The sequence below is a fragment of the Kitasatospora dryopteridis genome, assembly GCF_050749075.1.
GTDB lineage: Bacteria > Actinomycetota > Actinomycetes > Streptomycetales > Streptomycetaceae > Kitasatospora.
The window spans coordinates 6,440,336-6,465,747 of the sequence record NZ_CP192749.1 but is presented as its reverse complement, the minus strand read 5'-3'; the positions used below and the strand labels follow the sequence as shown (position 1 = coordinate 6,465,747).

The 25,412-nt window shown below is 73.9% G+C and carries 19 protein-coding genes; 12 read left to right on the top strand and 7 right to left on the bottom strand.

The window, feature by feature from the left end:
- Positions 1-200 precede the first annotated feature (200 nt).
- Together ACQ614_RS29135 and ACQ614_RS29130 are read right to left on the bottom strand one after the other, a co-directional pair.
- On the bottom strand, positions 201-2,327 hold the full coding sequence (locus ACQ614_RS29135) for a putative bifunctional diguanylate cyclase/phosphodiesterase (protein WP_431681806.1): 2,127 nt from the start codon (positions 2,325-2,327) through the stop codon (positions 201-203).
- The gene (locus ACQ614_RS29130) at positions 2,324-3,130 is read right to left on the bottom strand and encodes an SAM-dependent methyltransferase (RefSeq protein ID WP_431681804.1); all 807 of its coding nucleotides are present in this window, start codon (positions 3,128-3,130) and stop codon (positions 2,324-2,326) included. Before ACQ614_RS29130 ends, ACQ614_RS29135 begins: the two co-directional genes overlap by 4 nt.
- Before the next feature lie 163 nt (positions 3,131-3,293).
- On the opposite strand from ACQ614_RS29130, the gene ACQ614_RS29125 reads away from it, so the two are divergent.
- Entirely contained in the window at positions 3,294-5,081 is a 1,788-nt protein-coding gene (locus ACQ614_RS29125; protein WP_431681803.1) for a glycoside hydrolase family 15 protein, read from the top strand.
- Positions 5,082-5,191: 110 nt separating this feature from the next.
- Here the strand turns inward: ACQ614_RS29125 and ACQ614_RS29120 are convergent, their stop codons facing one another.
- A complete protein-coding gene (locus ACQ614_RS29120) occupies positions 5,192-7,417 on the bottom strand; it encodes a glycoside hydrolase family 6 protein (protein WP_431681802.1) in 2,226 nt (741 codons plus the stop codon).
- A gap of 400 nt (positions 7,418-7,817) precedes the next feature.
- Here ACQ614_RS29120 and ACQ614_RS29115 point away from each other — a divergent pair, with 400 nt between their 5' ends.
- The 7 genes from ACQ614_RS29115 to ACQ614_RS29085 all read left to right on the top strand — a co-directional run bounded on the left by ACQ614_RS29115 (position 7,818) and on the right by ACQ614_RS29085 (position 16,451).
- Entirely contained in the window at positions 7,818-8,948 is a 1,131-nt protein-coding gene (locus ACQ614_RS29115; RefSeq protein WP_431681801.1) for an aminotransferase class I/II-fold pyridoxal phosphate-dependent enzyme, read from the top strand.
- Between the two features lie 153 nt (positions 8,949-9,101).
- Positions 9,102-10,376 (top strand): ergothioneine biosynthesis glutamate--cysteine ligase EgtA, encoded by a 1,275-nt coding sequence (gene egtA, locus ACQ614_RS29110; RefSeq protein WP_431681799.1) that lies wholly within the window; start codon positions 9,102-9,104, stop codon positions 10,374-10,376.
- Positions 10,370-11,689 (top strand): ergothioneine biosynthesis protein EgtB, encoded by a 1,320-nt coding sequence (gene egtB / locus ACQ614_RS29105; protein ID WP_431681798.1) that lies wholly within the window; start codon positions 10,370-10,372, stop codon positions 11,687-11,689. The genes egtA and egtB overlap by 7 nt, the downstream gene beginning before the upstream one ends.
- Positions 11,689-12,552 (top strand): ergothioneine biosynthesis protein EgtC, encoded by an 864-nt coding sequence (gene egtC / locus ACQ614_RS29100; protein ID WP_431681797.1) that lies wholly within the window; start codon positions 11,689-11,691, stop codon positions 12,550-12,552. The genes egtB and egtC overlap by 1 nt, the downstream gene beginning before the upstream one ends.
- Positions 12,549-13,520, top strand: coding sequence for an L-histidine N(alpha)-methyltransferase (gene egtD / locus ACQ614_RS29095; protein ID WP_431681796.1), 972 nt, complete (start codon positions 12,549-12,551; stop codon positions 13,518-13,520). Before egtC ends, egtD begins: the two co-directional genes overlap by 4 nt.
- Before the next feature lie 112 nt (positions 13,521-13,632).
- A complete protein-coding gene (locus ACQ614_RS29090) occupies positions 13,633-15,081 on the top strand; it encodes a sugar porter family MFS transporter (protein WP_431681794.1) in 1,449 nt (482 codons plus the stop codon).
- A gap of 143 nt (positions 15,082-15,224) precedes the next feature.
- On the top strand, positions 15,225-16,451 hold the full coding sequence (locus ACQ614_RS29085) for a phosphotransferase family protein (RefSeq protein ID WP_431681792.1): 1,227 nt from the start codon (positions 15,225-15,227) through the stop codon (positions 16,449-16,451).
- On the opposite strand, the gene ACQ614_RS29080 is transcribed toward ACQ614_RS29085, so the two are convergent.
- Together ACQ614_RS29080 and ACQ614_RS29075 are read right to left on the bottom strand one after the other, a co-directional pair.
- Positions 16,432-17,661 (bottom strand): serine hydrolase domain-containing protein, encoded by a 1,230-nt coding sequence (locus ACQ614_RS29080; protein ID WP_431681791.1) that lies wholly within the window; start codon positions 17,659-17,661, stop codon positions 16,432-16,434. The two genes, ACQ614_RS29085 and ACQ614_RS29080, sit on opposite strands and share 20 nt — an antisense overlap.
- Positions 17,662-17,728: 67 nt before the next feature.
- Entirely contained in the window at positions 17,729-18,361 is a 633-nt protein-coding gene (locus tag ACQ614_RS29075; protein ID WP_363489036.1) for a TetR/AcrR family transcriptional regulator, read from the bottom strand.
- 126 nt (positions 18,362-18,487) lie between these two features.
- On the opposite strand from ACQ614_RS29075, the gene ACQ614_RS29070 reads away from it, so the two are divergent.
- The 4 genes from ACQ614_RS29070 to ACQ614_RS29055 all read left to right on the top strand — a co-directional run bounded on the left by ACQ614_RS29070 (position 18,488) and on the right by ACQ614_RS29055 (position 22,202).
- Positions 18,488-19,636, top strand: coding sequence for an acyl-CoA dehydrogenase family protein (locus ACQ614_RS29070; protein WP_431681790.1), 1,149 nt, complete (start codon positions 18,488-18,490; stop codon positions 19,634-19,636).
- A 45-nt stretch (positions 19,637-19,681) separates the two neighbouring features.
- Complete coding sequence (locus ACQ614_RS29065) at positions 19,682-20,869, top strand: thiolase family protein (protein ID WP_431681789.1); 1,188 nt, start codon at positions 19,682-19,684, stop codon at positions 20,867-20,869.
- 11 nt (positions 20,870-20,880) lie between these two features.
- Positions 20,881-21,639 carry a 3-oxoacyl-ACP reductase FabG gene (fabG, locus tag ACQ614_RS29060; protein WP_431681787.1) on the top strand — a complete coding sequence of 253 codons (759 nt, stop codon included), beginning with the start codon at positions 20,881-20,883 and terminating at the stop codon, positions 21,637-21,639.
- A gap of 389 nt (positions 21,640-22,028) precedes the next feature.
- Complete coding sequence (locus tag ACQ614_RS29055; protein ID WP_431681785.1) at positions 22,029-22,202, top strand: hypothetical protein; 174 nt, start codon at positions 22,029-22,031, stop codon at positions 22,200-22,202.
- Positions 22,203-22,260: 58 nt separating this feature from the next.
- Here the strand turns inward: ACQ614_RS29055 and ACQ614_RS29050 are convergent, their stop codons facing one another.
- Positions 22,261-24,144 (bottom strand): hypothetical protein, encoded by a 1,884-nt coding sequence (locus ACQ614_RS29050; protein ID WP_431681784.1) that lies wholly within the window; start codon positions 24,142-24,144, stop codon positions 22,261-22,263.
- A gap of 161 nt (positions 24,145-24,305) precedes the next feature.
- Complete coding sequence (locus tag ACQ614_RS29045; protein ID WP_431681783.1) at positions 24,306-25,349, bottom strand: S66 family peptidase; 1,044 nt, start codon at positions 25,347-25,349, stop codon at positions 24,306-24,308.
- Positions 25,350-25,412 lie beyond the last annotated feature (63 nt).

The window sequence follows — 25,412 nt, the reverse complement described above, 5'->3', positions numbered from 1 at the left end:
CGCGGCCTCGGTGAGCCCCCCGGGCCCGGCCCCTCGAATGCGTCGGTCGTCTCGGGCGCACGTGGCGCCGACGGTGACGGCCGGTACCTGGCATCCCGCCGTAGCGGTACCGGTTGGAGCCATCATCCTCACGGCGGTCACACCGAGTCAAGGGCTTTTGTCCGTTTTCTCCGATTTTTGGAGTACGGCCGGACGGCCCGTCACTCGGCGAGGTCGATCGCCTCCGGCAGGTTGGCCTCGGCGATCCGGCGGGCGATCTCGCCGGGGCGCACCGGCCGGCCGAAGTGCCAGCCCTGCGCCCAGTCGCAGCCCATCAGCCGCAGCCGCTCGGCGTCGGCGCGGTTCTCCACGCCCTCGGCGGTCACGGTGAGCCCCAGGGTGTGCGCGAGCGAGACCAGACCGCTGACGATCCGCCATCCGAGGTGGGTGTCCTTGGCCGGGTCGTGCAGGTCGCCGACGAAGGAGCCGGCGATCTTCAGCCCGGAGACCGGCAGGTCGCGCAGGTAGGCGAGGTTCGACCAGCCGGTGCCGAAGTCGTCCACGGCGAGCGACACGCCGAGGTCGACCAGGCCGTGCAGCGACTTCAGCGCCTCGTCCTCGGGGCCGACGACGGTGGACTCGGTGATCTCCAGCTGCAGCTTCCCGGGCTGCAGCCCGCTCGTGCGCAGGATACGGTCGAGATCGGCGACCAGCCCGGCGTTGCGGGCCTGACGGACCGCCAGGTTGACGTTGAGCTGGGGGGCGCGGTCGCCGAACCGCCGCACCCAGTCGGCGGCCTGGCCGCAGGCCTGCTCCAGCACCCACCGGCCGAGCGGCATGATCAGCCCGGTCTCCTCGGCGGTGCCGACGAACTCCTCCGGTCCGAGCACCCCGAGCTGCGGGTGGCGCCAGCGCACCAGCGCCTCCACCGCGGCCAGCGAGCCGTCGGCGAGGTTGACCAGCGGCTGGTAGTCGATGAAGAACTCTCCGCGGTCCAGTGCGGACGGCATGCGCACGGAGACGGCGTACCGGCTGACCGCGCGGGCGTTCTCCTTCGGGTCGAAGAGCGTCCAGCGCCCGCGGCCGGCCTCCTTGGCCCGATACAGCGTCAGGTCGGCGGCCCGGACGGCGGCGCCCGGGGTGGTGGTGGCGACCCTGCGCTCCAGCACGCCGATGCTGGCGCCGACCGCGAGCTTGTGATCACCGACGATGACCGGCTTGGCGAGTGCCGCGAGCACCGTCTTGGCGGCCGCCACGGCCTCCTGCTCGCCCCGGCAGTTCTCCAGCAGCACCACGAACTCGTCGCCGCCGAGCCGGGCCACCAGGTGCCCCAGCGGGGTGAGCGCGGCGTCCAGCCGGCTGGCCACGGCGGTGAGCAGCTGGTCGCCCATGTCGTGGCCGAGGCTGTCGTTCACCACCTTGAACCCGTCGAGGTCCACGTAGCAGAGGCCGAACCTGGCGCCCGGCTCCGGGTCCTCGAAGAGCCGCTCCAGCCGCTCGAAGAACGCCGCCCGGTTGGGCAGCCCGGTGAGCGGGTCGTGGGTGGCCTGGTGGCGCAGCCGCTCCTGCAGACGGTAGCGGTCGGTGATGTCCTCCAGCATCGCGACCTGGTACTTCGGCACCCCGTCCGCGTCGCGGATCAGCGAGACGGTCAGGTGCGTCCAGACCACCTCGCCGTCGTGCCGGTAGTACGGCTTGTCGACCTGGAAGTACTCCCGCTTGCCGCTGATCAGGTCGCCGTACGCCTCCCAGACGCCCGGGGTGTCCTCGGGGTGGACGAGGTCGCCGACCCTACGGCCGGCCATGTCCTCCGCGCCGACGCCGAAGATGTCGCCGATGGCCTTGTTGACCGCCAGGATGTTGCCCTCGACGTCGCCGATGCCGATGCCGATCGCCGCGCTCTCGAACAGTGCGCGGAAGCGGGCCTCCGACTCGCGCAGCGCCCGCTCGACGCCGTGCCGGGCGGTGTCGGCGGCCAGCCGGATCGCTTCCTGCTCGCGCAGGGTGCGCTCGCGCAGCGCGGCCGCCCAGCCCGCGGCGAAGGCGCCGGAGAGCGCCGGGCCGCAGCCGTCGGCGGCCGGCAGCCGGTGCAGGATCTCGACCGCCCTGGCCAGCACCTCGGGGTCGGTGAAGTGCGCGTCGACCAGCAGCGCGCCGGCCTGCCGGGCCGGGCCGGGGTCGAAGGGCCGGGAGCCGACGGCCCGGTCGAAGAGGCCGGCGGTGCGTTCGACGAGGCTGTCCAGCACCCGCGGGTGGATGGCGCCGCCGTGGCCGCCGCCGAGGAGCCGGGCCCACTCGTCGCGCAGGCCCTCGATGCTGCCGGCTCCCGCCGGCAGCCCGTCGTTCACGGCAGTCGTCCGACGCCGGCCAGACCCGTCATCCGTTCGGGATGCGGGCCGACCGTCCCCGGCGCGTCGGGGTGCCACTCCGGCAGGTAGACCACGCCGGGCTCGACCGGCTCGAAGCCGTCGAAGAAGGCCGCGATGGAGTCCCGGCTGCGCATGGTCAGCGGGGTGGGGGTGCGCTTGTAGAGGTCCTGGTGGGCGCCGGCCTGGTCGGGGCGGCCCTCCAGGCTGGCGTGCGAGAGCACCAGGGCGCTGCCGGGCGGCAGCGCGTCGCGCAGGGCGGCGACCAGCTTGTGCGGGTCGTCGGAGTCGGGCACGAAGTGCAGGACGGCGACGAGCAGCAGGGCGACCGGCTCGCCCGCCGACAGCAGGTCGGCCACCTCGGGCCGGTCCAGCAGGTCGTCGGTGTTCCGCAGGTCGGCCTGGACGACGCTGCACCCCGCGTCGTCCTCCAGCAGCAGGCGGCTGTGCGCCACCGCGACCGGGTCGTTGTCGACGTACACCACGCGGGCGTCGGGCGCGACGGCCCGGGCGGCCTCGTGGACGGGGCCGAACGTGGGAATGCCGGAACCGATGTCGAGGAACCGGGTGATGCCGGACTCGGCGAGGTACTGCACCGCACGGCGCAGGAAGGCCCGGTTGGCGCGCATGATCTGCGGGAGCTCCGGCCAGAGTTCGACCGCCTTGCGCGCCATCTGCCGGTCCGCCTCGAAGTTGTGCGAGCCGCCCAGGTAGTAGTCGTACATGCGGGCCGCGTTGGGCCTCTCGAGATCCGTTCCGGCGGGCACCCAGTTCGGTTGCCGCATGACGGCACCCCCTCCGGCTCAGACATGAGACAACAACTCGACATGATTTTCCTATGATCTGATCTTCACTGCAAGCGGAACGGGAGTTCCCGGCTCCAGCGGTGGGCGCCCCGGATTCCTTACGCCGCGCGGTTCCTGACACGTTCGGCGGACAATGGTCGTGATGGCCGGACGCATCGAGGACTACGCCCTCATCGGTGACCTCCAGACCGCCGCCCTGGTGGGCCGGGACGGTTCGGTGGACTGGCTCTGCCTGCCGCGCTTCGACTCCCCCAGCTGCTTCGCCGGCCTGCTCGGCGACCGACAGCACGGCGCCTGGCGGCTCGCCCCTGCCGCCGTCGGCGGGTCCGTCGCCGGCGAGTGCACCCGCCGGCAGTACCTCGGCGACAGCCTCGTCCTGGAGTCGATCTGGGCCACCCCGGACGGCACCGTACGGGTCGTCGACTTCATGCCGCACCGCGAACGCGTCCCCCAGCTCGTCCGGATCGTCGAGGGCGTCAGCGGCACCGTCCCGATGCGCGGCGAACTGCGGCTGCGCTTCAACTACGGCCGCGTCCACCCCTGGGTGCGCCGCACCGAGCACCACCGGGTCGCCGTCGCCGGCCCCGACTCCGTCTGGCTCCGGGTGCCGCCCGGCGTGCACACCTACGGCCAGGACGGCTGCACCACCTCCGAGTTCACCGTCCAGGCGGGCGACCGGGTGCCCTTCGTGCTCACCTGGCAGCCCTCCCACCTGCACTCCACCCCGCGCTCCGACCCGGTGCAGTCACTCGCCGCCACCCTCGACGGCTGGGAACACTGGGCGGCCGGCTGCCGCTACCGCGGCGAATGGCACCGCGCCGTCCTTCGCTCGCTGATCACCCTCAAGGCGCTCGCCTACGAGCCGACCGGCGGCATCGTCGCCGCCCCCACCGCCTCGCTGCCCGAGGACATCGGCGGCACCCGCAACTGGGACTACCGCTACTGCTGGCTGCGCGACTCCAGCATGACCCTCTCCGCGCTGCTGCGCGGCGGCTTCCGCGAGGAGGCGGCCGCCTGGCGCAAGTGGCTGCTGCGCGCCATCGCCGGCGACCCCGGCGACCTGCAGGCCGTCTACGGCGTCGCCGGCGAGCGCGGGCTGCCCGAGATCGAGGCCGACTGGCTGCCCGGGTACGACGGCTCGGTGCCGGTCCGGTTCGGCAACGTCGCCGTCCGCCAGCTCCAACTGGACGTCTACGGCGAGGTGGTGGACACCATGCACCTCGCCCTGCGGGCCGGCATCCCGATGGAGCGGCAGGTCTGGAGCCTGCTGCGGACGCTGATGGCCTTCCTGGAGAAGCACTGGGCCGAACCCGACGAGGGCCTGTGGGAGGTGCGCGGCACCCGGCGGCACTTCGTGCACTCCAAGGTGATGGCCTGGGTCGCCGCGGACCGCGCCCTGAAGATGGCCGAACTCACCGGCCTGCCCGCCCCGGTGGACCGCTGGCGGGAGATGCGCGACGCCGTGCACGCCGACGTGTGCGAGAACGGCGTCGACCGCCGCCGCGGCCTGTTCGTCCAGGACTACGGGGGCAGCGAGTTGGACGCCGCCTCGCTCTTCGTGGTGAAGAGCGGCTTCCTGCCGCCGGACGACCCGCGGGTGATCCGCACCGTGGAGGCCGTCCGCACCGAGCTGGACCACGGCGGGCTGATCCGCCGCTATTCCAACGCCTCCGGCACCGACGGCCTGCCCGGCTCCGAAGGGGCCTTCCTCGCCTGCTCGTTCTGGCTGGCGGACGCACTGGGCGCGATCGGACGCAGCGACGAGGCCCGCGAGCTCTTCGTCCGGCTGGTCTCGCTCGGCAACGACGTCGGACTGCTCGCAGAGGAGTGGGACCCGCTGGAGGGACGCCAACTCGGCAACATGCCACAGGCGTTCAGCCATGTGGCACTGGTCAACTCGGCCTTCGAGCTGTCCGCCTCGGCGGCTTGAGCAGGCGGCAAGTCAGGTGCCCCCTCGTGGGTTGCCCCATACGCGAAGGGCGGCCGATCCCACCGCCGTGGGATCGGCCGCCCGGCTCCGCGATCAGCTCGCGGTGCGGATCAGAGCGCGGTGCAGGTCAGCGTCGGGACGGCGTTGCTGCCGCCCGTGTTGCTCGCACCGAAGCCGAAGCCGGTGGAGCCGCCGGCCCCGAGGGCGCCGTTGTAGCCCGCGTTGGTGACGGTCACCGCCTGGCCGGTCTGGGTGTAGCTGCCGTTCCAGAGGTTGGAGATCTTCTGCTGGCCGCCGAAGGTCCAGGTGACCTTCCAGCCGTTGATCGCCGTGGTGCCGCTGTTGGTGACGGTGACGTCGGCGTTGAAGCCGGCGCCCCAGTCGCTGCTCACCTTGTAGGTGGCGGTGCAGCCGGAGCCGGTGCCGCCGGCCGAGGTGGTGACCGAGAGCGCCGTCGAGGCCGCCGAGACGTTGCCGGCCGCGTCCTTCGCCTTGACCGTGTAGCTGTACGCCGTGGAGGCGGTCAGCCCGGTGTCGGTGAACGAGGTGGTCGCGGTCGAGCCGACCAGGGTGGTGCCGCGGTACACGTCGTACCCGGTGACGCCCACGTTGTCGGTCGAGGCCGTCCAGGACAGCGAAACGCTGCCGGAGGTCTTCGCCGGCGAGGTCAGACCGGACGGAACGGTCGGCGCCTGGGTGTCGGTGGTGCCGCCGGCCGAGGTGGTGACCGAGAGCGCCGTCGAGGCCGCCGAGACGTTGCCGGCCGCGTCCTTCGCCTTGACCGTGTAGCTGTACGCCGTGGAGGCGGTCAGCCCGGTGTCGGTGAACGAGGTGGTCGCGGTCGAGCCGACCAGGGTGGTGCCGCGGTACACGTCGTACCCGGTGACACCGACGTTGTCGGTCGAGGCCGTCCAGGACAGCGAAACGCTGCCGGAGGTCTTCGTCGGCGAGGTCAGACCGGACGGGACGGTCGGGGCCTGGGTGTCGGTGGTGGTGCCGCCGACGGGCGGGTAGGCGTTCGCGAGCAGCTGCTGGAACTGCGCGGAGAACCAGGCGCCGGCAAGCGGCGAGTTCGGCAGGGCGCCGGACATGCTGTTGCCGTTGCGACCGTTACCCGTGTAGGTCGGGTCGCACATCCGGTCGAAGCCCTTGCCCTCGTCGTTCTGGATCACCTGGCTGGCGCCGTCCGACTCGCCCGGGGGCTTGGCCCACACGTAGGCGTCGATGCCCGTCGCGGGCGCGGTGGTCGGGCGCTCGCCGAGGCCGGCACCGCTCTGGTTGCACCAGTTGCCGGCGTGGATGCGGCGGTCGACCCGGCCGCCGTCGACATAGGCGTCCACGGAGGTCAGCGGGCCCGGGCCGGCCGGACGGGCGGTGCCGCCCCAGCCGTTGCGGGAGGTGTCGATCAGCATGCCGATGTTGCTGTTGAAGCCCTCGCCGACCAGCTTGGTGCGCAGTGCCTGGGCGAAGGTCAGCTCGTCGACGTAGTAGTTCCAGTCGACCCACTTCGACTGGCGCACGGTGGTGCCGTTCACCGAGTCGGTGACCTTGAAGTTCGGCTCGGTCAGCGCACTGTAGTTGGCGGTGTTGACGATGAAGCCGGCCACGTCGTTGACGGTGGCGCCGCCGGTGGTGGCGGCCTTCTTGAACTCGGTCGCGGCGGGGCCCATGTTGGAGTCCCAGCCGAGCCAGCCGTGGTGCGCGGCGTCGATGTAGTTGTAGACGTTCGGGATCGCGGCGAGCGTGTGCAGGGCGTACCCGACGCCGGCCTCGTAGTTGCCGTTCGCCTTCATGGTGGCGCACGCGTCGGTCGAACCGGCGGTGCCGCCCGCGTTGGTGACCAGGTTCGGCAGCGAGTCCGGCTCGATGACGTTGACGATGCGCAGACCCGCGTACTTGGAGTCCGACATGATCGCGGCGATCGGGTCGATGTACTCGGTCTTGTAGCGGCCGATCTCGGTGGCGCCGAGCTCACCGTTGGAGGCCAGGGCGGAGCAGTCGCGGCCGGGCAGGTCGTAGATGACGATCTGCACCAGGTTGGCGCCCTGGGCGAGGGCGGTGTCCAGGTGGGCCCGCAGGCCCTTGGCCGCGGAGGAGCCGCTGATCGCGGCGATGCGGTCCATCCAGACGAAGGTCGGCTGGTTGGAGACCGCGGAACCGCCCGGCTCGGCGGCGGCCTTGGCGGACCAGTCGGGGTTCACGTAGACCTTCGCGCCGACATAGGGGTTGTCGAGCTTGGCCTCGGCCGCGGCGGCCGGCTGGACGGCCGTGGCGAGCGGCAGGACCGCGGCGACGCCGAGCGCCGCAGCGGCGGCCGACGTGCGCAGGCGCCTCATGATGGGGGATGGCACTTACGGAGTCCTTTCGGGTGGGGGAGGGACCCTGACGTGCATGGGAGGGAGTCGCTTGTGGGAGCGCTCCCACTTACTGGGGATCGACGATACGTCGATGGAACACTTGGAGCTTGGTCGACGAGTCGTCGGAGCAGCGGGCTTTCTCAACCCGCGCTTCAGGGCCCGGCCCTGAGCTCATGGGATATCAAGCCACGAAGGCCATGCCCCGTCAAGGCATCGGACGGAGTTGACGATGCGAATCCCGAATCACCGTGGGAGCGCTCCCTCTTGAGGACGACGCAGCGGGCGCCCGCGGCATTCCGGCGGACACCCCCCGCCGCCCGCCCGCCTCTCGTAGCGTGGAGGGGCGGGGCCCGCCGGGGCCCGGACGGAGGGAGCGGGCATGCCGGAGGCCTTCGACCGCAGCGGGACGGGCAGCATCAAATGGGCCCGCGCCGGGCAGGGCAGGATCGCCCTGGGCCTGGCGGACATGGACCTGCCCGGGCCCGCCGCGATCGGCGCCGCGCTGGCCGCCCGCGCCCGGCACCCCGCGTACGGCTACACGGCGGCCGACCCGGGCGCGCCGCAGCTGGTCGCCGACTGGTACCGCCGCCGGCACGGCACCGCGATCGACCCGGACTGGGTGCTCTGCCTGCCCTGCGGCCCGCGCACCGCGATGCGGCTGCTGCTCGACGCCGCCGCACCGCAGACCCGCGGCCGGACGGCGGCCGCCACCGCACCGGAGTGGGGCGGCTTCGCCGGGCTGTGCGCCTCGGCCGGGCTGCCGTTCGAGGCCGTCCCGCTCGGGCGCGCCGACGACTCCTACGGGCTGCCGCTGGACGGCTTCGCCGCGCTGCGCCCCGGCGTGCTGCTGGTGAGCAGCCCGCACAACCCGACCGGGCGGCTGCGGACGGCCGAGGAGATCCGCGGGCTGGCCGCACTCGCCGCCGCCGAGGGCGGCCTGCTGGTCTCCGACGAGGTGCACGGCGACCTCGTCCACCCCGACCACGGCCTGCGCCACCCCGTCGCGGTCGCCGTCGCCGACCCGGACGCCGCCCGGCACACCGTGACCGTCGGCTCGGTCGGCAAGACCTTCAACACCTCGGGCATCCCCAGCTGTTGGCTGCTCGTCCCGGACGCCGGGCTGCGGGCGCGGCTGTCCGAACAGGCCGCCGCCTTCGGGGTGTGGGCCGGCGGGCTGCTGGAGCAGACCGTCCAGCGGGCCGCGCTCACCGACGGCGGCCCGTGGCTGGACGGCCTGCTGCAGCACCTCGTCGAAGCCCGCGATCTCGCCCTCGACGCGCTCGGCCCGGCCGTGCTCGTCCGCCCCCAGGCCTCCTGTCTGACGTGGCTCGACGGGGCCGCACTGGGCCTGCCGCCCGAACGGGCGAGGGAAGCCGCGATGACGGAACGTGACGTGGAGCTGGCGGACGGCGCCGACTTCGGCGCGCCCCGACCCGGCCTGCTGCGGTTGAACTACGCCCTCCCGCTGCCCGCGCTGAAAGTTGCACTGAGTCGACTGGCAGGCCACTGACCTGCTCTGATCTGCGCGAAGCGGCGGCGATGTTTCACGCGTAGCAGACTGAGCAGGAACAACCGGGCCGCAACCGCATACCGAGGGATGGTGAGTCCGGTGATACCCGTTCGCCCGCAGCGCACCACCGACAACCAGAGTCGGGCACTGAGCGTGACGCCCCTGACCGAGGCGTCCGCCGAGACCCATCTGGCCGGCATCTGTTTCAAAATCGGGCCGCCCGCCCTCGTCGGGGCGGAGGCGGAGTGGTTCGTCCACGACAGCCGATGTCCCGACGAACCGGTCGCCCCCGAGCGCACCTCGGCCGCCCTCGCGGCCCTCCCGCAGGGCCCCGACGGCCCGCGATTCCCCGCAGGCTCCCGCTTCACCCGCGAACCCGGCGGCCAGGTCGAGCTCAGCTCCCGGCCCGCCGAATCCCCCGCCGCCTGCGCCGCCGACCTGCTGCGCGACCAGGCCGCGCTGCGGACCGCACTGGCCGCCGAGGGCCTGCGCCTCACCGGCAGCGGCACCGACCCGCTGCCGAGGACCCGCCGGATGCAGGCCGAACACCCCCGCTACCGGGCGATGCAGACCTTCTTCGACCGGGCCGGGCCATGGGGCAAGATCATGATGACCGGCACCGCCTCCATCCAGATCTGCGTGGACGCCGGCACCGAGTCCGCCGTGGCCGGGCGCTGGCGGCTGGTCCACCGGCTCGGCCCCGTACTGGTCGCCGCCTTCGCCAACTCCCCTCTGCTGGACGGCCGTCCGACCGGCTTCCGGTCCAGCCGGCAGGTGGTGTGGTCCCGGATGGACCCCACCCGCACCCTCGCCCCGCCGCCCGACGGCGACCCCCGCGAGGCCTGGGCCCGGTACGTGCTGGACGCCGAGGTGCTGTGCGTCCGCCGCCCCGAGGGGAGGCCCTGGACGGCCCCGCCCGGCCTGACCTTCCGGCACTGGCTGCGCGGCGCCGGCGAACGGCCCGCCACCCTCGCCGACCTCGAGTACCACCGCACCACGCTATTCCCGCCCGTCCGGCCGCGCGGCCACCTGGAACTGCGGATGATCGACGCCCAGCCCGGCGACGGCTGGCTCGTCCCGCTCGCCCTGGTCACCGCGCTGCTGGACGACCCGGCCGCGGCGGACGCCGCACTGGCCGCCCTGGAACCGCTGGACCACGACGGCGCCCTCCCGCCGCCGCGCTGCAACCTCTGGCGGCGCGCGGCCACCCTCGCCACCGCCGACCCGGAACTGCGCCGGGCGGCGCTCGCCTGCTTCGCCGCCGCCGACCGGGCGCTCGCCCGCCGGCCGGAGGCCGCCGAGCTGCGACGCGCCCTGAACGAGTACGCCGACCGCTACCCCGCCCGGGGCCGCTGCCCGGCCGACGACCAGCTGGAGGCCGTCCGGGCCGGCCGCCGCCCCGCCGTGGAGGAGGACGCACCGTGCTGAACGCCGACCGCACCGACCCCGCGGTCCTTCGCGAGGCGATCGCCGCCGAGCTGCAGACCGCCCGCGACCGCACCGCCGCACTCACCGACTGCGTCGACGACCGCGACCTCACCGCGCAGCACTCGCCGCTGATGTCGCCGCTGGTCTGGGACCTCGCGCACGTCGGCAACCAGGAGGAGCTGTGGCTGCTGCGCAACGTCGGCGGCCACGACCCGATGCGCCCCGAGATCGACCCGCTCTACGACGCCTTCGAGCACCCCCGTGCCGAGCGGCCCAGCCTGCCGCTGCTGCCGCCGGACGAGGCCCGCCGCTACGCGCACGAGGTCCGCGGCCGGGTGTTCGACCTGCTGGAGGCCAGCCCGCTGGAGGGCGCGCCGCTGCTGGACGCGGGCTTCGCCTTCGGGATGATCGCCCAGCACGAGCAGCAGCACGACGAGACCATGCTGATCACGCACCAGCTGCGGCAGGGCGCGGCGGTGCTCGCCGCCCCTCCCCCGCCGGCCGCCGCCGACCGGCTGCCCGCCGAAGTCGTCGTCCCCGCCGGCCCGTTCATCATGGGCACGGACACCGAGCCGTGGGCGCTGGACAACGAGCGGCCCGCCCACCAGGTCGACCTGCCGGCCTTCCGGCTGGACACCGCGCCGGTCACCAACGCCGCCTACCAGGAGTTCATCGCCGACGGCGGCTACCTGGACCCGCGCTGGTGGACGGCCGAGGGCTGGGCGCACCGGATGCAGGCCGGGCTGAGCGCGCCGCTGTTCTGGAGCCGGGACGGCGGGCAGTGGCTGCGCCGCCGCTTCGGCACCGTCGAGCCGGTGCCGCCGGACGAGCCGGTGCTGCACGTCAGCTGGTACGAGGCCGACGCCTACGCCCGGTGGGCCGGGCGGCGGCTGCCGACCGAGGCCGAGTGGGAGAAGGCCGCCCGGTACGACCCGGCCACCGAACGCTCCCGCCGCTACCCGTGGGGCGACCAGGAGCCCTCCGCCGAGCACGCCAACCTCGGCCAGCGGCACCTGCAGCCCGCCCCCGTGGGCAGCTATCCGGCCGGGGCGGCGCCCTGCGGCGCCCGGCAGCTGATCGGCGACGTGTGGGAGTGGACGGCGAGCGACTTCCTGCCGTACCCGGGCTTCACCGCGTGGCCGTACAAGGAGTACTCGGAGGTGTTCTTCGGCCCGGAGTACAAGGTGCTGCGCGGCGGCTCGTTCGCGGTGGCGCCGGTGGCCTGCCGCGGCACCTTCCGCAACTGGGACTACCCGGTGCGGCGGCAGATCTTCTCCGGCTTCCGCACCGCCCGTGACGCGGAGGACGCCTGATGTGCCGGCACCTCGCCTACCTGGGTGGCGAACTCCCGCTGGGCGCCCTGCTGTTCGACCCGCCGTACGGGCTGGTCCGGCAGTCCTGGGCGCCCCGGCGGCAGCGGTACGGCACGGTGAACGCCGACGGCTTCGGCATCGGCTGGTACGCCGGCGGCGACGAGCGGCCCGCCCGCTACCGGCGGGCCGGCCCGATCTGGGCGGACGAGAACCTCGCCGACCTGGCCCGGGTGGTGCGCACCCGGGCGCTGCTGGCCGCCGTCCGCTCGGCCACCGCGGGGTGCGCGCCGGGCGAGGCGGCTGCCGCGCCGTTCGCCTCCGGGCGGCTGCTGTTCAGCCACAACGGCGCACTGCCCGGCTGGCCTGAGCGGTACGGGCCGCTCGCCGCGACCCTGCCGCCGGCGGACCTGATGGCGCTGGAGGCGCGCAGCGACTCGGCCCTGCTGTTCGCACTGCTGCTGGCCCGGCTGCGGACGGGCGCCGAGCTCGGCGAGGCCGTCGCGGACACCGTCCGGGAGGCCGCCAAGTACGGCGACGGCCGGCTCAACCTGCTCGTCACCGACGGGACTTCGATCGCCGCGACGGCCTGGGGCGACACCCTCTTCCACCGCTCGGGGCCGGGCACGGTGGTCGCCTCCGAGCCGTACGACGACGAACCCGGCTGGATCGAGGTCCCCGACCGCACGCTGCTGCTGGCCGGGCCGACGGGCGTGACCCTGCACCCGGTCGACCGGCCCTGGTCCGACATCGGCCCCGCATCCGAGAACGACGAGCCTGCATCCGAGAACGACCGACCCGCACGAGGTACCAGCCGCCCGACGCAGAAGAGCGACGGCCCGACGCGAGAGGACGACTCGCCGTGAGCACCTTCGACCTGACCCGCCTGCTGCCCGCCGACCACTTCAGCCACGCGCTACGGCACGACGTGCAGCGGGGCCTGACCGCGAGTCCCAAGTGGCTGCCGCCGAAGTGGTTCTACGACGCGCGGGGCAGCGAGCTGTTCGAGGAGATCACCCGGTTGCCCGAGTACTACCCGACCCGGGCCGAGCGGGAGATCCTCACCGAACGGGCCCCCGAGATCGCCGCGCTGACCCGGGCCCGCACCCTGGTGGAGCTGGGCTCCGGTTCGTCCGAGAAGACCCGGCTGCTGCTGGACGCGCTGAGCGGGCTCGGCAGCCTGGAGGCGTACGTGCCGGTGGACGTCAGCGAGAGCGCGCTGGAGGCGGCGGGCGCGGCGCTGGCCGTCGACTACCCGGGCACCGACGTGCACGCGGTGCTCTCCGACTTCACCCAGGGGCTGGGCCTGCCGCCCGGCGGCGGGCCCCGGCTGGTGGCCTTCCTCGGGGGCACGCTCGGCAACTTCGTGCCCGCCGAGCGGGCCGGCTTCCTGCGCACGCTGCGGGCCGCACTGGAGCCGGGCGACGCGCTGCTGCTGGGCACCGACCTGGTGAAGGACCCGGCGGTGCTGGTCGCCGCGTACGACGACTCCGCCGGGGTGACCGCCGAGTTCAACAAGAACGTGCTGAACGTCCTCGACCGGGAGCTGGACGCCGACTTCGACCCGGACGCCTTCGAGCACGTGGCGCTCTGGGACACCGAGCAGGAGTGGATCGAGATGCGGCTGCGCTCGGTGCGCGACCAGACGGTGAAGATCCCGGCGCTCGACCTGCCGGTGCACTTCGACGCCGGTGAGGAGCTCCGCACCGAGGTCTCCGCGAAGTTCCGCCGCGAGCGGGTGGCGGACGAGCTGGCGGCGGCCGGGATGCGGCTGACGCACTGGTGGACGGACGCCGCGGGACGGTTCGGGCTGTCGCTCTCGGAGCCCGTCTGAATCCTCATACAATTCATATCTTGAACGTTCAGCCGAGTCGGTTTGCCTCAATGTCCGGATAGTGCGTACATGTGATGAACAGACTGGGGGTACGATCCTGACGCCTCTCTCAATGTCGAGTACACAGGAGTCAGAGATCGTGAGCGTCACCCAACAGCCCGTAGCGGCTCGCGGCCAGGCCCCCGACCGGCTGGGGTTCGTCGTCTTCATCACGGCCGCGGCCGCGCTCGGCGGTTTCCTGTTCGGCTACGACAGCTCGGTGATCAACGGCGCCGTCTCCGGCATCCAGGGCAGGTTCGGGATCGGGGACGGCGTCACCGGGCTCATCGTGTCCTCCGCCCTGCTCGGCTCCGCCCTGGGTGCGGCCCTGGCCGGCCGGTTCGCCGACCGGTACGGCCGCATCCGGGTGATGAAGGCCGCGGCCGTGCTCTTCGCGATCAGCGCCGTCGGCTCCATGCTGCCGTTCTCCGCCTGGGACCTCGCCGCCTGGCGCGTCCTCGGCGGCGCCGCCATCGGCATCGCCTCGGTGATCGCCCCGACCTACATCGCCGAGGTCGCGCCGACCAAGTACCGCGGCCGGCTCGCCTCCTTCCAGCAGGCCGCCATCGTGCTCGGCATCGCCGTGTCGCAGCTGGTGAACTGGGTGCTCGCCGAGGCCGCCGACGGCGACACCCGCGGCAACCTGCTCGGCCTGGAGGCCTGGCAGTGGATGCTCGGCATCTGCGTGCTGCCCGCCGTGCTCTACTTCGTGATGTCCGCTGCGATCCCCGAGTCCCCGCGCTACCTGATCTCCGCCGGCCGGCTGGACGAGGCGCGCACCGTGCTGCGCGAGGTCGAGGGCGAAGGGACGGACACCGACGCCCGGATCGCCGAGATCCGCGGGCTGATCGCCGCCGACCACCGGCCGCGCTTCCGCGACCTGCTCGGCGGCCGCCTCGGCCTGCTGCCGATCGTCTGGGTCGGCATCGGGCTCTCGGTGTTCCAGCAGCTCGTCGGCATCAACGTGATCTTCTACTACTCGTCGATCCTCTGGCAGTCGGTCGGCATCGACCAGAGCAACTCGCTGCTGATCAGCTTCGTCGGCTCGGTGATCAACATCGCCGGTACCGCGATCGCCGTCCTCCTCGTCGACCGGATCGGCCGCAAGCCGCTCGCGCTGATCGGCTCGGCCGGCATGGCGCTCTCGCTCGGCGCGGCGGCCTGGGCGTTCTCCTCGGCCACCGGCACCGGCGACGACGTCACCCTGCCCGACCTGCAGGGCACGGTGGCACTCGTCGCGGCCAACCTCTTCGTGCTGTTCTTCGCGCTCTCCTGGGGCGTGGTGGTCTGGGTGATGCTCGGCGAGATGTTCCCCAACCGCATCCGCGCCGCCGCACTGTCGGTCGCCGCCTCCGCCCAGTGGGTCGCGAACTGGGCGATCACCGTCAGCTTCCCGGCGATGTCCCGGTGGAACCTCTCCGCCACCTACGCGATCTACGCCGCCTTCGCGCTCGGCTCGATCCTCTTCGTGGCCCGCTTCATGAAGGAGACCAAGGGCGTCCGCCTGGAGGACATGGGCTGACCCGCCGCCGGGGGGCGGTGAGCCACAGGGCGCGGGAACCGCGCGAATCGGGAGGTACGGCGCCGCACCTTCCGCCTCGCGCGGTTCCCGCGCCCCTGCGAAATTCGGTGGTGGGGTGGGTGAGGGGTCGTCACAATGCGCGGGTGGATCAGAGTGTGCAGCGCAGCGTGACGGCAGTGGTGACCTTCGGCGGGGAGCGGTTGGGGGAGGTCGGGCCGTTTCCGGTGGACCATCCGCGGTGGCAGGAGGTCGGGCCGGTCACGCGGGGGCTGGAGCAGCGGCTGGGGGTGCCGGTGCTGGTGCTGCGGCTGGTGTCCGTCGAGGGCGGGGAGGCCGGGCAGGGCGGGCACGTGGTGTACCACGCGGAGGCGCTGCGCCGGCCGGAGGCCGTGCTGGAGGAGGGGAGCGTCCGGCTGGACGAGGACCCGCTGCGGGCCGCCTGGGCCACCGCGGACGGCCTGCGGGCGGCGTTGGCCTGGGCCGAGGAGGCGCTCCGCGGCTGCGGCCGCCCGGCGACCGGCCCGGCCGAGCAGGTGAAGACCTGGAACCTGTCGGGCCTGGTCCGCATCCCCACCGCGGACGGGCCGGCCTGGCTGAAGACCACGCCGCCGTTCGGCACCGACGAGCACCGGCCGATCGCACTGGTCGCCTCGGTGGACCCGGCCCTGGTGCCGGGGGTGATCGCCGCGGCGCCCGGCCGCCTGCTGCTGGAACACGTGCCGGGCGTGGACTGCTGGGGACTGCCCGAGGACGCCATGCTGGACGCGGTCGGGCGCACGGTCGCCGTACAGGCCGGGCTGGCCGCGGCACTGGCCGCCGACCCTGCGTCGCACGGGCTGCGCGACCGCGCGCCGCGGCGGGTGCTGGCGCAGGCCCGGGAGCTGCTCCCCCGGCTGGACGACCTGTCGGCGGAGGAGCACGGGCGGGCCCGGGCGCTGCTGGACGGCCTGCCCGCGGCGATCGACGAGCTGGACGCCTGTGGGCTGCCGCTCACCCTGGTGCACGGCGACTTCCACCCGGGCAACTACCGCTCGGACGGCAGCGCCACCGTGCTGGTCGACTTCTCGGACGCCTTCTTCGGGCATCCGGCCTTCGACGGGCTGCGGCCGCAGGACTTCCTGGGCGAGCAGCGCTGGGCGGACGTCCGGGCGGTGTGGGCCGCCGCCTGGTCGGCGGCGGTCCCCGGTTCGGACCCGCTGCGGGCCCTGGAGCTCGCGGCGCCGCTGATGCGCCTGGGGTACGCGGTGCGGTACCAGGAGTTCCTGGACGGCATCGAGCGCAGCGAGCGGATCTACCACGAGGGCGATCCGGCCTCCGAGGTGCGGGCCGCGCTGGCGGCGGCCGCGGGCCTCAGTGCCCTGGGCCGTTGAGCAGCCGGCAGACGAAGTCCTCCTGGACGGCCCGCAGTTGTTCGAGCAGCACGGGCCGGGTGCTCTGGCTGATCTGCTCGGTGACGGAGAAGGTGAGCGCGCGGCTGCCGTCCGGGGTGGCCACCATGAGCTGGGTGTAGCCGGCGGTGTTGCCGGTGTGGCCGTACACGGTGCCGCAGCGGGTGGTGTAGCGGAACAGGGCGAGCCCGGCCGCGTTGGTGCCCGGCCCGGCGGGCTCGGACGAGCCGGGGACGAAGGCCGTCTGCTGCCGCCGGGTCGAGGGCTTCAGGAAGCCGTCGCCGCCGTAGGCGCGGATGAAGGCGGACAGGTCGGCGGGGGTGGAGACGATGCCGCCCGAGGCCCAGGCGCCGGAGGCGCCGAACAGGGTGGAGACGTCCTCCGGCGGGTCGGGCGGGACGACGTCGTAGCCGTGCAGGTAGGGCTCGGGCAGTTCGTAGCCGCGCGGCAGGCTGGTCTCGCGCAGGCCGATCGGCCGGTACACCAGGCGGGCGAGGAGTTCCTCGTACGGGCGGCCGGTGGCGGCCTCGGCCATCAGGGCGGCGGCGATGTTGTCCGAGTTGGAGTACTGGTACTGCGTGCCGGGGGTGAAGGCGAGGGGCTGGCCGAAGACGTAGTCCAGCAGGTGGTGAGGGTCGAAGACGTGGTGCGGGTCGGCGGTGATGACGGCCCGGAAGCCCGCCGAGTCGCTGTAGTCCGGCAGGCCGCTGGTGTGCTGGAGCAGCTGGCGCAGCGTCACCGCGTGCCAGGCGGCGGGCAGGTCGGGCAGCCGTTCGCCGATGGTGTCGTCCAGGCCGAGGACGCCGCGGTCGACCAGGCGCAGGGTGACGGCGCCGCTGAACGCCTTGGCTGCGCTGGCGATCCGCATGTGGTCGGTGATGCGGGGCGGGCGGCCGGTGCCGACCTCGGCGGTGCCGGCCCGGTGGACCTCGGTCCGGTCGCCGTACCGGAGCACCACGATGGCGCCGGGCGGGCCGCCGGGGGCGTTGACCAGGGCGCGCAGTTCGCGGTCGAGCGACGGGCGGCCGCCGGGCGGGCCGCCGGCCAGGGCCGTGCCGGGCAGCAGGCCGGTCAGGGCGAGGGCGGCGGCGAGGGCCGCGGCCGGTCGCAGCGGGCGGCGGCGGGCGGCGCGGGCCGGGCGGGTGCGGGGCTGCACGGTGGGCCTCCGGTGGGTGGGCCGACGGGACAGCATTCAGGGATGGCCGCAGGCCGGCTCCGGCAAACGCCCCCGGCCCGGGTGTGACCCATTGGGGTGCGGCTCAGCCGGCTGCCGCGGGGTGGCGCAGGGCGAGGCCGTCGAGCAGGGCCTCCAGGCCGGTCTCGAAGGCGCCCTCGTCGATGGAGCGGCGGTGTTCGGCGAGCAGGTGGGCCTCGCCGAGGTGCGGATAGTCGGCGGCGTAGACGGCGGCGTCCTCGGGGAAGCCGCCGGCGAAGGAGCCGAGCGCGGAGCCGGTGATGAAGTAGCGCATCAGGGCGCCGATCCGGGTGGCCTGGCCGCGGGGCCAGCCGGCGTCGACGAGGCAGCCGAAGACGGCGTCGGCGAGGCGCAGCGCGTTGGGGCGGCGGCCGGGGCCCTGGGCGAGGACGGGGACGACGTTGGGGTGGGCGGCGAGGGCGGCGCGGTAGGAGCGGGCCCAGTCGCGGAGGGCGGCGCGCCAGTCGTCCGGCGCGTCGAACATCGAGAGGTCGACCTCGCCCATCACGCTGTCGACCACGGCGTCGAGGAGGTCGTCCTTGGTGGCGAAGTGGTTGTAGAGGGAGGGCCCGCTGACGGAGAGCTCGGTGGCGAGGCGCCGGGTGGAGAGCGCGTCCAGGCCGTCGGCGTCGACCAGGGCGAGTGCGGCGGCGACGATCCGCTCGCGGCTGAGCAGCGGGGTGCGCGGGCGGGCCATGCGGTCGCGGCCTCCGATCGGGTGGGGTGTCACACATTCTTGCAGGCGGCCCCTTCCGCGGGCGGGGCGGCGGGGGCTACAGTCCCATTAAAACTTGCACTGCTAGTTTATGGAGCATCCGCCGCCATGAATCTTGAGCTGTCCGAGGAGCAGGCCGCCGTCCGCGACCTCGCCGCGGCCTTCACCGACCGCGAGATCGTCCCGCACGCAGCCGCCTGGGACCGCGCCGAGTCCGTCGACCCCGGCATCGTCGGCAAGCTCGGCAAGCTCGGATTCCTCGGCCTGACGATCCCCGAGGAGTACGGCGGCAGCGGCGGCGACCACCTGGCGTACTGCCTGGTGCTGGAAGAGCTCGGCCGCGGCGACTCCGCCGTGCGCGGCATCGTCTCCGTCTCGCTCGGCCTGGTCGCCAAGTCGGTCGCCGGGTACGGCACCGAGGAGCAGAAGCGGGAGTGGCTGCCCCGGCTCACCTCCGGCGAGGCGCTCGGCTGCTTCGCGCTCACCGAACCCGGCACCGGCTCCGACGCGGCCAACCTGACCACCCGGGCCGTCCGCGACGGCGGAGACTGGCTGATCAGCGGCAGCAAGATGTTCATCACCAACGGCACCTGGGCCGAGGTCGCCCTGGTCTTCGCCCGCACCGGCGAGCCGGGCCACCGCGGCATCACCGCCTTCCTGGTGGAGACCGGCCTGCCCGGCTTCGAGCGGCGCACCGTGCACGGCAAGCTCGGGCTGCGCGGCCAGGCCACCGCCGAACTCGTCCTCGACAATGTCCGGGTGCCCGACAGCGCCCGGCTCGGCGCCGAGGGCGCCGGTTTCAAGATCGCGATGTCCGCCCTGGCCAAGGGTCGGATGTCGGTCGCCGCCGGCTGCGTCGGCATCGCCCGGGCCTGCCTGGAGGCCGCGGTGAAGTACGCCGGCGAGCGCGAGCAGTTCGGCAAGCCGATCGCCTCCCACCAGCTGGTGCAGGAGCTGCTCGCCGACATCGCCGTCGACGTCGAGGCCTCCCGGCTGCTCACCTGGAAGGTCGCCGACCTGATCGAGCGCGGCCTGCCCTTCGCCACCGAGTCCTCCACCGCCAAGCTGTACGCCAGCGAGGCGGCCGTGCGCGCCGCCAACAACGCCCTGCAGGTCTTCGGCGGATACGGGTTCATCGACGAGTACCCGGTCGGCAAGTACCTGCGCGACGCGCGCGTCATGACCCTCTACGAGGGCACCAGCCAGATCCACAAGCTGCTGATCGGGCGATCCCTGACCGGCATCAACGCGTTCTGACACAGCAACGCGTTCTGGAACCCACGAGAACAGGAGCCCGACGAAGTGCGTCCCGTCTACTTCGCCGCTGCCCGCCGCACCCCGATCGGGCGGCTGCGCGGCGCGCTGTCCACCGTCCGGCCCGACGACCTGTCGGCCGCCGTCCTCTCCGGTCTGCTGGCCGACGTGCCGCAGCTCGACCCCGCCCTCATCGACGACGTCTACTGGGGCGCCGCCAACCAGGCCGGCGAGGACAACCGCAACGCCGCCCGGATGGCCGTGCTGCTCGCCGGGCTGCCCGACAGCATCCCCGGCGCCACCGTCAACCGGCTGTGCGCCTCCGGCATGGAGGCCGTCACCACCGCCGCCCGGACGATCGGTTCCGGCGAGGCCGAGGTCGTCGTCGCCGGCGGCTGCGAGTCGATGACCCGCGCCCCCTTCGTGCTGCCCCGCCCGGACGAGGCGATGCCGCACCGGATGGAGACCTTCGACACCCGGCTCGGCTGGCGGCTCACCAACCCGCGGATGAAGGAGCTGCACGGCGTCCTCTCCATGGGCGAGACCGCCGAGGAGGTCGCCGCACGCTTCGGTGTCACCCGCGAGCAGCAGGACGCCTTCGCGCTGCGCAGCCACCAGCGGGCCGCCGCCGCCCGCAAGGACGGCCACTTCGACGCCGAGCTGCTGCCCGTCGTCCGGCCCGACGGGGTCACCGTCACCGCCGACGAGTCGATCCGCGAGGACACCACCCTCGAGAAGCTGGCCCGCCTCAAGCCGGTCTTCCGGGCCGGCGGCACCGTCACCGCCGGCAACGCCTCGCCGATGAACGACGGCGCCGCCGCCCTGCTGCTGGTCTCCGAGGAGGCGCTGGGCCGGCTCGGCCTGGAGCCGCTCGGCCGCTACGTGGCGGGCGCCTCGGCCGGCGTCCACCCGGACGTCATGGGCATCGGCCCCGTCCCCGCGACCCGCAAGGTGCTCGCCCGGGCCGGCTGGCAGGTCGGCGACGTCGAGGAGGCCGAGTTCAACGAGGCCTTCGCCGCCCAGGCCCTCGCCTGCGTCAACGAGCTCGGCTTCGACCAGGACCTGGTCAACCCGAGCGGCGGAGCCATCGCGCTCGGCCACCCGCTGGGCGGCTCCGGCGCCCGCATCCTCACCACCCTGCTGCACCGGATGCGCCGGACCGGCGCCCGGCGCGGCCTGGCCACCATGTGCGTCGGTGTCGGACAGGGCACCGCCGTACTCGTCGAGAAGAACTGAGGGCAGATCAGATGACCCGATTCGCAGACAAGGTCGCCGTGGTGACCGGCGCCGCCCAGGGCATCGGCGCGGCCACCGCCGCCCGGCTCGCCGAGGAGGGCGCGGCCGTGGCCGTCGTCGACCTCACCGCCGAGCGGGCGCAGGCCACCGCCGACGCCATCACCGCCAAGGGCGGCACCGCCCGCGCGTACGGCTGCGACGTGGCCGACTACGACGCGGTCGAGGCGGTGTTCGCGCAGATCGTCGAGGACCTGGGCGCGCTGCACATCCTGATCAACAACGCCGGCATCACCCGCGACAACCTGTTCTTCAAGATGGCGAAGAACGACTGGGACGCCGTCCTCACCGTCAACCTCACCAGCGCCTACAACTGCAGCCACGTGGCGCAGAAGTACATGGTGAAGCAGAAGTACGGCAAGATCGTCTCGCTGAGCTCGCGCTCCGCGCTCGGCAACCGCGGGCAGGCCAACTACGCCGCCGCCAAGGCCGGCATCCAGGGCCTCACCGCCACCCTGGCGATCGAGCTCGGCCCGTTCAACATCAACGTCAACGCGGTCGCCCCCGGCTACATCGCCACCGCGATGACCGCCGCCACCGCCGAGCGGGTCGGCTCCAGCGCCGAGGACCACCAGGCGCTGGCCGCCGAGCGCACCCCGCTGCGCCGGGTCGGGCAGCCGGAGGAGGTCGCCTCGGTGGTGGCCTTCCTGGCCAGCGAGGACGCCTCGTACGTGAGCGGGCAGACGCTGTACATCAACGGCGGCGCCCGCTGACGGAAACTGCGCGGGGCGGATGGATCGGGCCTGAGCTTTCCGTCCCGCGCAGTTCCCCGCGCCCCTGAGTGGTTGGCCCCTGCCCCGGCCGGGCTTACCGGTCTTTACCCGATCCGGTGGTCCACCGCGGCGTTGCCACGGCCCCGGGCACCGCGCGCCGGCCGGCCACGTCGGGCCCGCCTCCCAGGGCCGCATCAGCGCGGCCGGGCGCACCGCCCCGATGTCCACCGCCGAGTGCGTCGCGCAGATCGGCATCCACTGCTACTCGCCGCTGCAGTACCGCACCGCGTACAACCTGGACCCGCTGTACCGGCAGGGCGTCACCGGCAAGGGCCGGACGATCGTCGTCGACTCCTTCGGCTCGCCGGCGATCCAGCACGACCTGGCGGATGTACGGCCTGGCCGCGCTCCCCGAGCGGTGGAGCGGCATCACCGACGTGACCGCGGGCGACAACTCCTGGGACGAGGTGACGGGCTACCAGGCGGGCCCCGGCTACGACCTGGCCTCGGGCCTCGGCACGATCGACGGCGCCCGCTTCGTGCACGCGCTCGCCGGACGCTGACCCGTCCCGCGCACCAGGGCCGTCCCGCCACTGTCGGCGGGGCGGCCCGTTGCGCGTCTCAGTCCTCGGCGGGGGCGGCCGCCAGCTTGGCGAGGTAACGCTCGGCCGCCCGCAGCTTGCGGCCGTCCGGGCCCGGCAGGTGGGCCCGCAGCTCGATGATCTCCGGGGCGATCCGGATCGCCTCCGCGCGGTCCGCCACCGCCCGCCAGCAGGCCTCGGCGTTGGTCGCCGCCCGCTGGGTCTCCGGGTCGTCGGCGCCCGCCGTACCGAGCAGCGCCAGCGCCACCTCCCGGTAGATGTCGGCGGCCAGCACCGTACGGCCCGCCAGCCGGGAGACGTGCGCCCGGACCTGACGCACCTGCAGCACCTCGGGAGCGGCCGCGCCGTGCGCCGCCACCGCCTCGCTCTCCAGGGCGAGGGCGAGTTCGGCCGCGGTGTCGTGCTCGCCCGCGTCGGCCGCCCGCACGATCCGGCCCACCGCGTCGCGGTACTCGGCGAGCGGATCGTCCGCCGGGGCCGCGGCGGGCAGCGACTTGCCCAGTTCCACCCGGGGGCCGCCGGCCGGTTCGGCCGGCGGGGAGTCCTCGGCCGGGCGCGGCTTGAGCAGCCGCACCCGCAGCGCCCCGGGCGGGGCGGTGGTCGGCTCGGGCACCGGCCTCTTGGCGGCCTCCATCATGGCCGCCTCCTCCTCCGGGGACAGCACGGGCGGCTTCGGGGGCGGCGGCGGATCGCCGGGCAGCCGCTTCAGCAGCGACACCGGGCGGGCCGGACGCGGCGGGGTCGGCGGCACACCGGGCTTGAGCAGCGAGACCGGGCCGCGCGGCGCCGCCTTCTGCGCCTTGGCCAGCTGCACCCGCGGCGCGGCGGGCACGTACGCCCCCGGGCGGGGCCGGGGCGGCTTGGCCACCGGCCGCTTCGGCTGCACGGCGGCCGGGCGCGGCGCCTCGCTCAGCCGGGCCTCGGTGGACCGGTCGCCGATCTGCCGCGAGGTGTTGCGGAACACCGGGCGGTCCGGGGCGTGCGAGAGCAGCAGCGCGGCGTCCGGGCGGAGCACCGAGTGCACCTGGCGGCGCAGTTCCTCGGGCGCGAGCACCGGTCCGGCGCCGGGCACACCGACGTGCAGCACCTCGATCAGCGCGCGGGTGAACATGCCGACCTGGTCCGGGTCGGGGTTGACGACGGCCCACAGCGGCACGCCGTCGGTGAGCGGCGAGATCGCGCTCTGCACCAGCGGCCAGGCGGTCTGGTCCGCACTCAGGTCGCCGATGACCAGGGTGTCCCACTCCGCGGGGCGGTGGCGCAGCTCGTCGGCGACGGCCTGCCAGGGCAGGGTGTCGTGCGACCGCGCGTCACGGAGCGTCAGGAAGAGCTGCTCGGCGCGGCGGTCGGTGACCAGGTGCCCGCCGATGTGGACGAGCAGCGGACCGGGGTGCCGGGAGGCCGCCCGCAGGTGTGCGAGCACGGTCTGCGGGTCGCCGGCACCGGGCAGGTGCACCGCGTCCACCGAGTCCGAGGCCAGCAGGATGTGCGGGGAGACGCCCGCGAGCATCGCCGAGAGCACCGGGGCCTGGGCGCTGCCGCGGCCCCAGGGTCTGCGGCCGGTGCTGGCGTAGCCGCCCTCGACCACCAGGATGCGGCCGCGCAGGCCCGCACCGAAGCCGCGCAGCAGGGGCTGGGCGGGGCCGGGGCCCGCGGACGGCACAGCGGCCGGGGCGGGCGGCGCGGGGGCCTGGCCGGGCGGCTGGGCCGGCGGCGCGGGAGGGGCCGGTGGGACGGGCGGCAGTGTGATGGCCGGCATGGTGGTCGTCCAGCCGGTGCTCGGCACCGGGGCGGGCCCGTCGGCCGGCTCCTCCGCAGGCCGGTGCGGCACCGGACGCGGGGGCACGTCCGTGTCGAACGGCGTCCGTTCCCCGCCCCCGGAGGCCGCTGTCACGTCCGCCACGCCCGGTCACCGCCCCGCCCCGCCGCCCGCCGCGGCATCGTCCCTGCCTGCACGGTGACCGCCACCGCACACGATTGCGCCACCATACGGGGTGATCCGGTGGCGGTTCCAGGCCGGGTCGGCGATCGCCCGCGGTGGCGAGCGGCGCAGCCGTCGGTCCGTCAGTAGGTCACGGTGATCCGGCGGGCGGGCCCGTCCACCCGGACGGTGCCGCCGTACGGGATCACCACCTGCGGGTCGGTGTGTCCGAGGTCGACGTCGAACACCGCCATGGTGTCCGGTGCGTGGGCGGCCAGGGCGCGGAGCACCGCCTCGCGCTGCTCGGCCCGGTGCGCGGCACGCTGCCGGGCGTCGTTCGGCCGGTCGAAGGACCACGCCTTCGCCCGGCCCATCAGCAGCGCGGGGAAGCGGGCGAGCAGCCCGCGCTCCCCCATGGTGCGCAGGATCCCGAACACCTCCTCACCGGAGGGGAGTTCCTCCGAGGTCTCGAGGAAGAGCACGCACCCCTCGTACGCCTCGGGGCTGCGGATGCCGCGGTCGGCCGTCATCAGCCGGCCGAGGATCTCCAGGTTGCCGCCCCAGCTCACCCCCTCGACCACCCGCTCGGGCCGGTGCCAGGTCCAGCCCTCGGAGGGCTGCATCCGCGCCTCGGCCTCGAAGGTCGCCGGGTCCTGCCAGGGCCGGTCGATGTCGTTGAACCCGGCGGGCTCGGCCAGTTCGTACGGGCCGGAGGTGAAGAGCGCGGCGCGCGCCGAGGCGGCGGTGACGGGGTGCAGGGCGCCGGGGCGGCCGAACTCGGTCATCACGCTCGCCCCGTGGTAGCCGACGATGCCGAGGTTCCACAGGTGGGTGAGCAGGTTGGTGTTGTCGCTGAACCCGAAGAACGGCTTGGGGTTGGCGCGGATCAGCTCGTCGTCCAGATGCGGCAGCACGGTGATCTGGTCGTTGCCGCCGATGCTGGCGATCACCGCCTTGATCTCCGGGTCGGCGAAGGCCGCGTGGATGTCGGCCGCCCGCTCCTGCGGCGAGCAGCCCATCCGGCGGGTGGTCGGGTACTCCACCGGCTTCACGCCGAACTCCTCGGCCAGCCGGTGCAGGCCGAGGTCGAAGGGCAGCGGCAGGACGGCGGGCAGACCGGAGGACGGAGAGAGGATCGCCACCCGGTCGCCGGGCTTCGGCTTGGGCGGGTACGAGGGAGCTGTCATGGCTCCGATCGTAGGTTCGTCCGCGCCCCGCTCCCGGTGAATTCGGCAGCGTGCATAGCACCC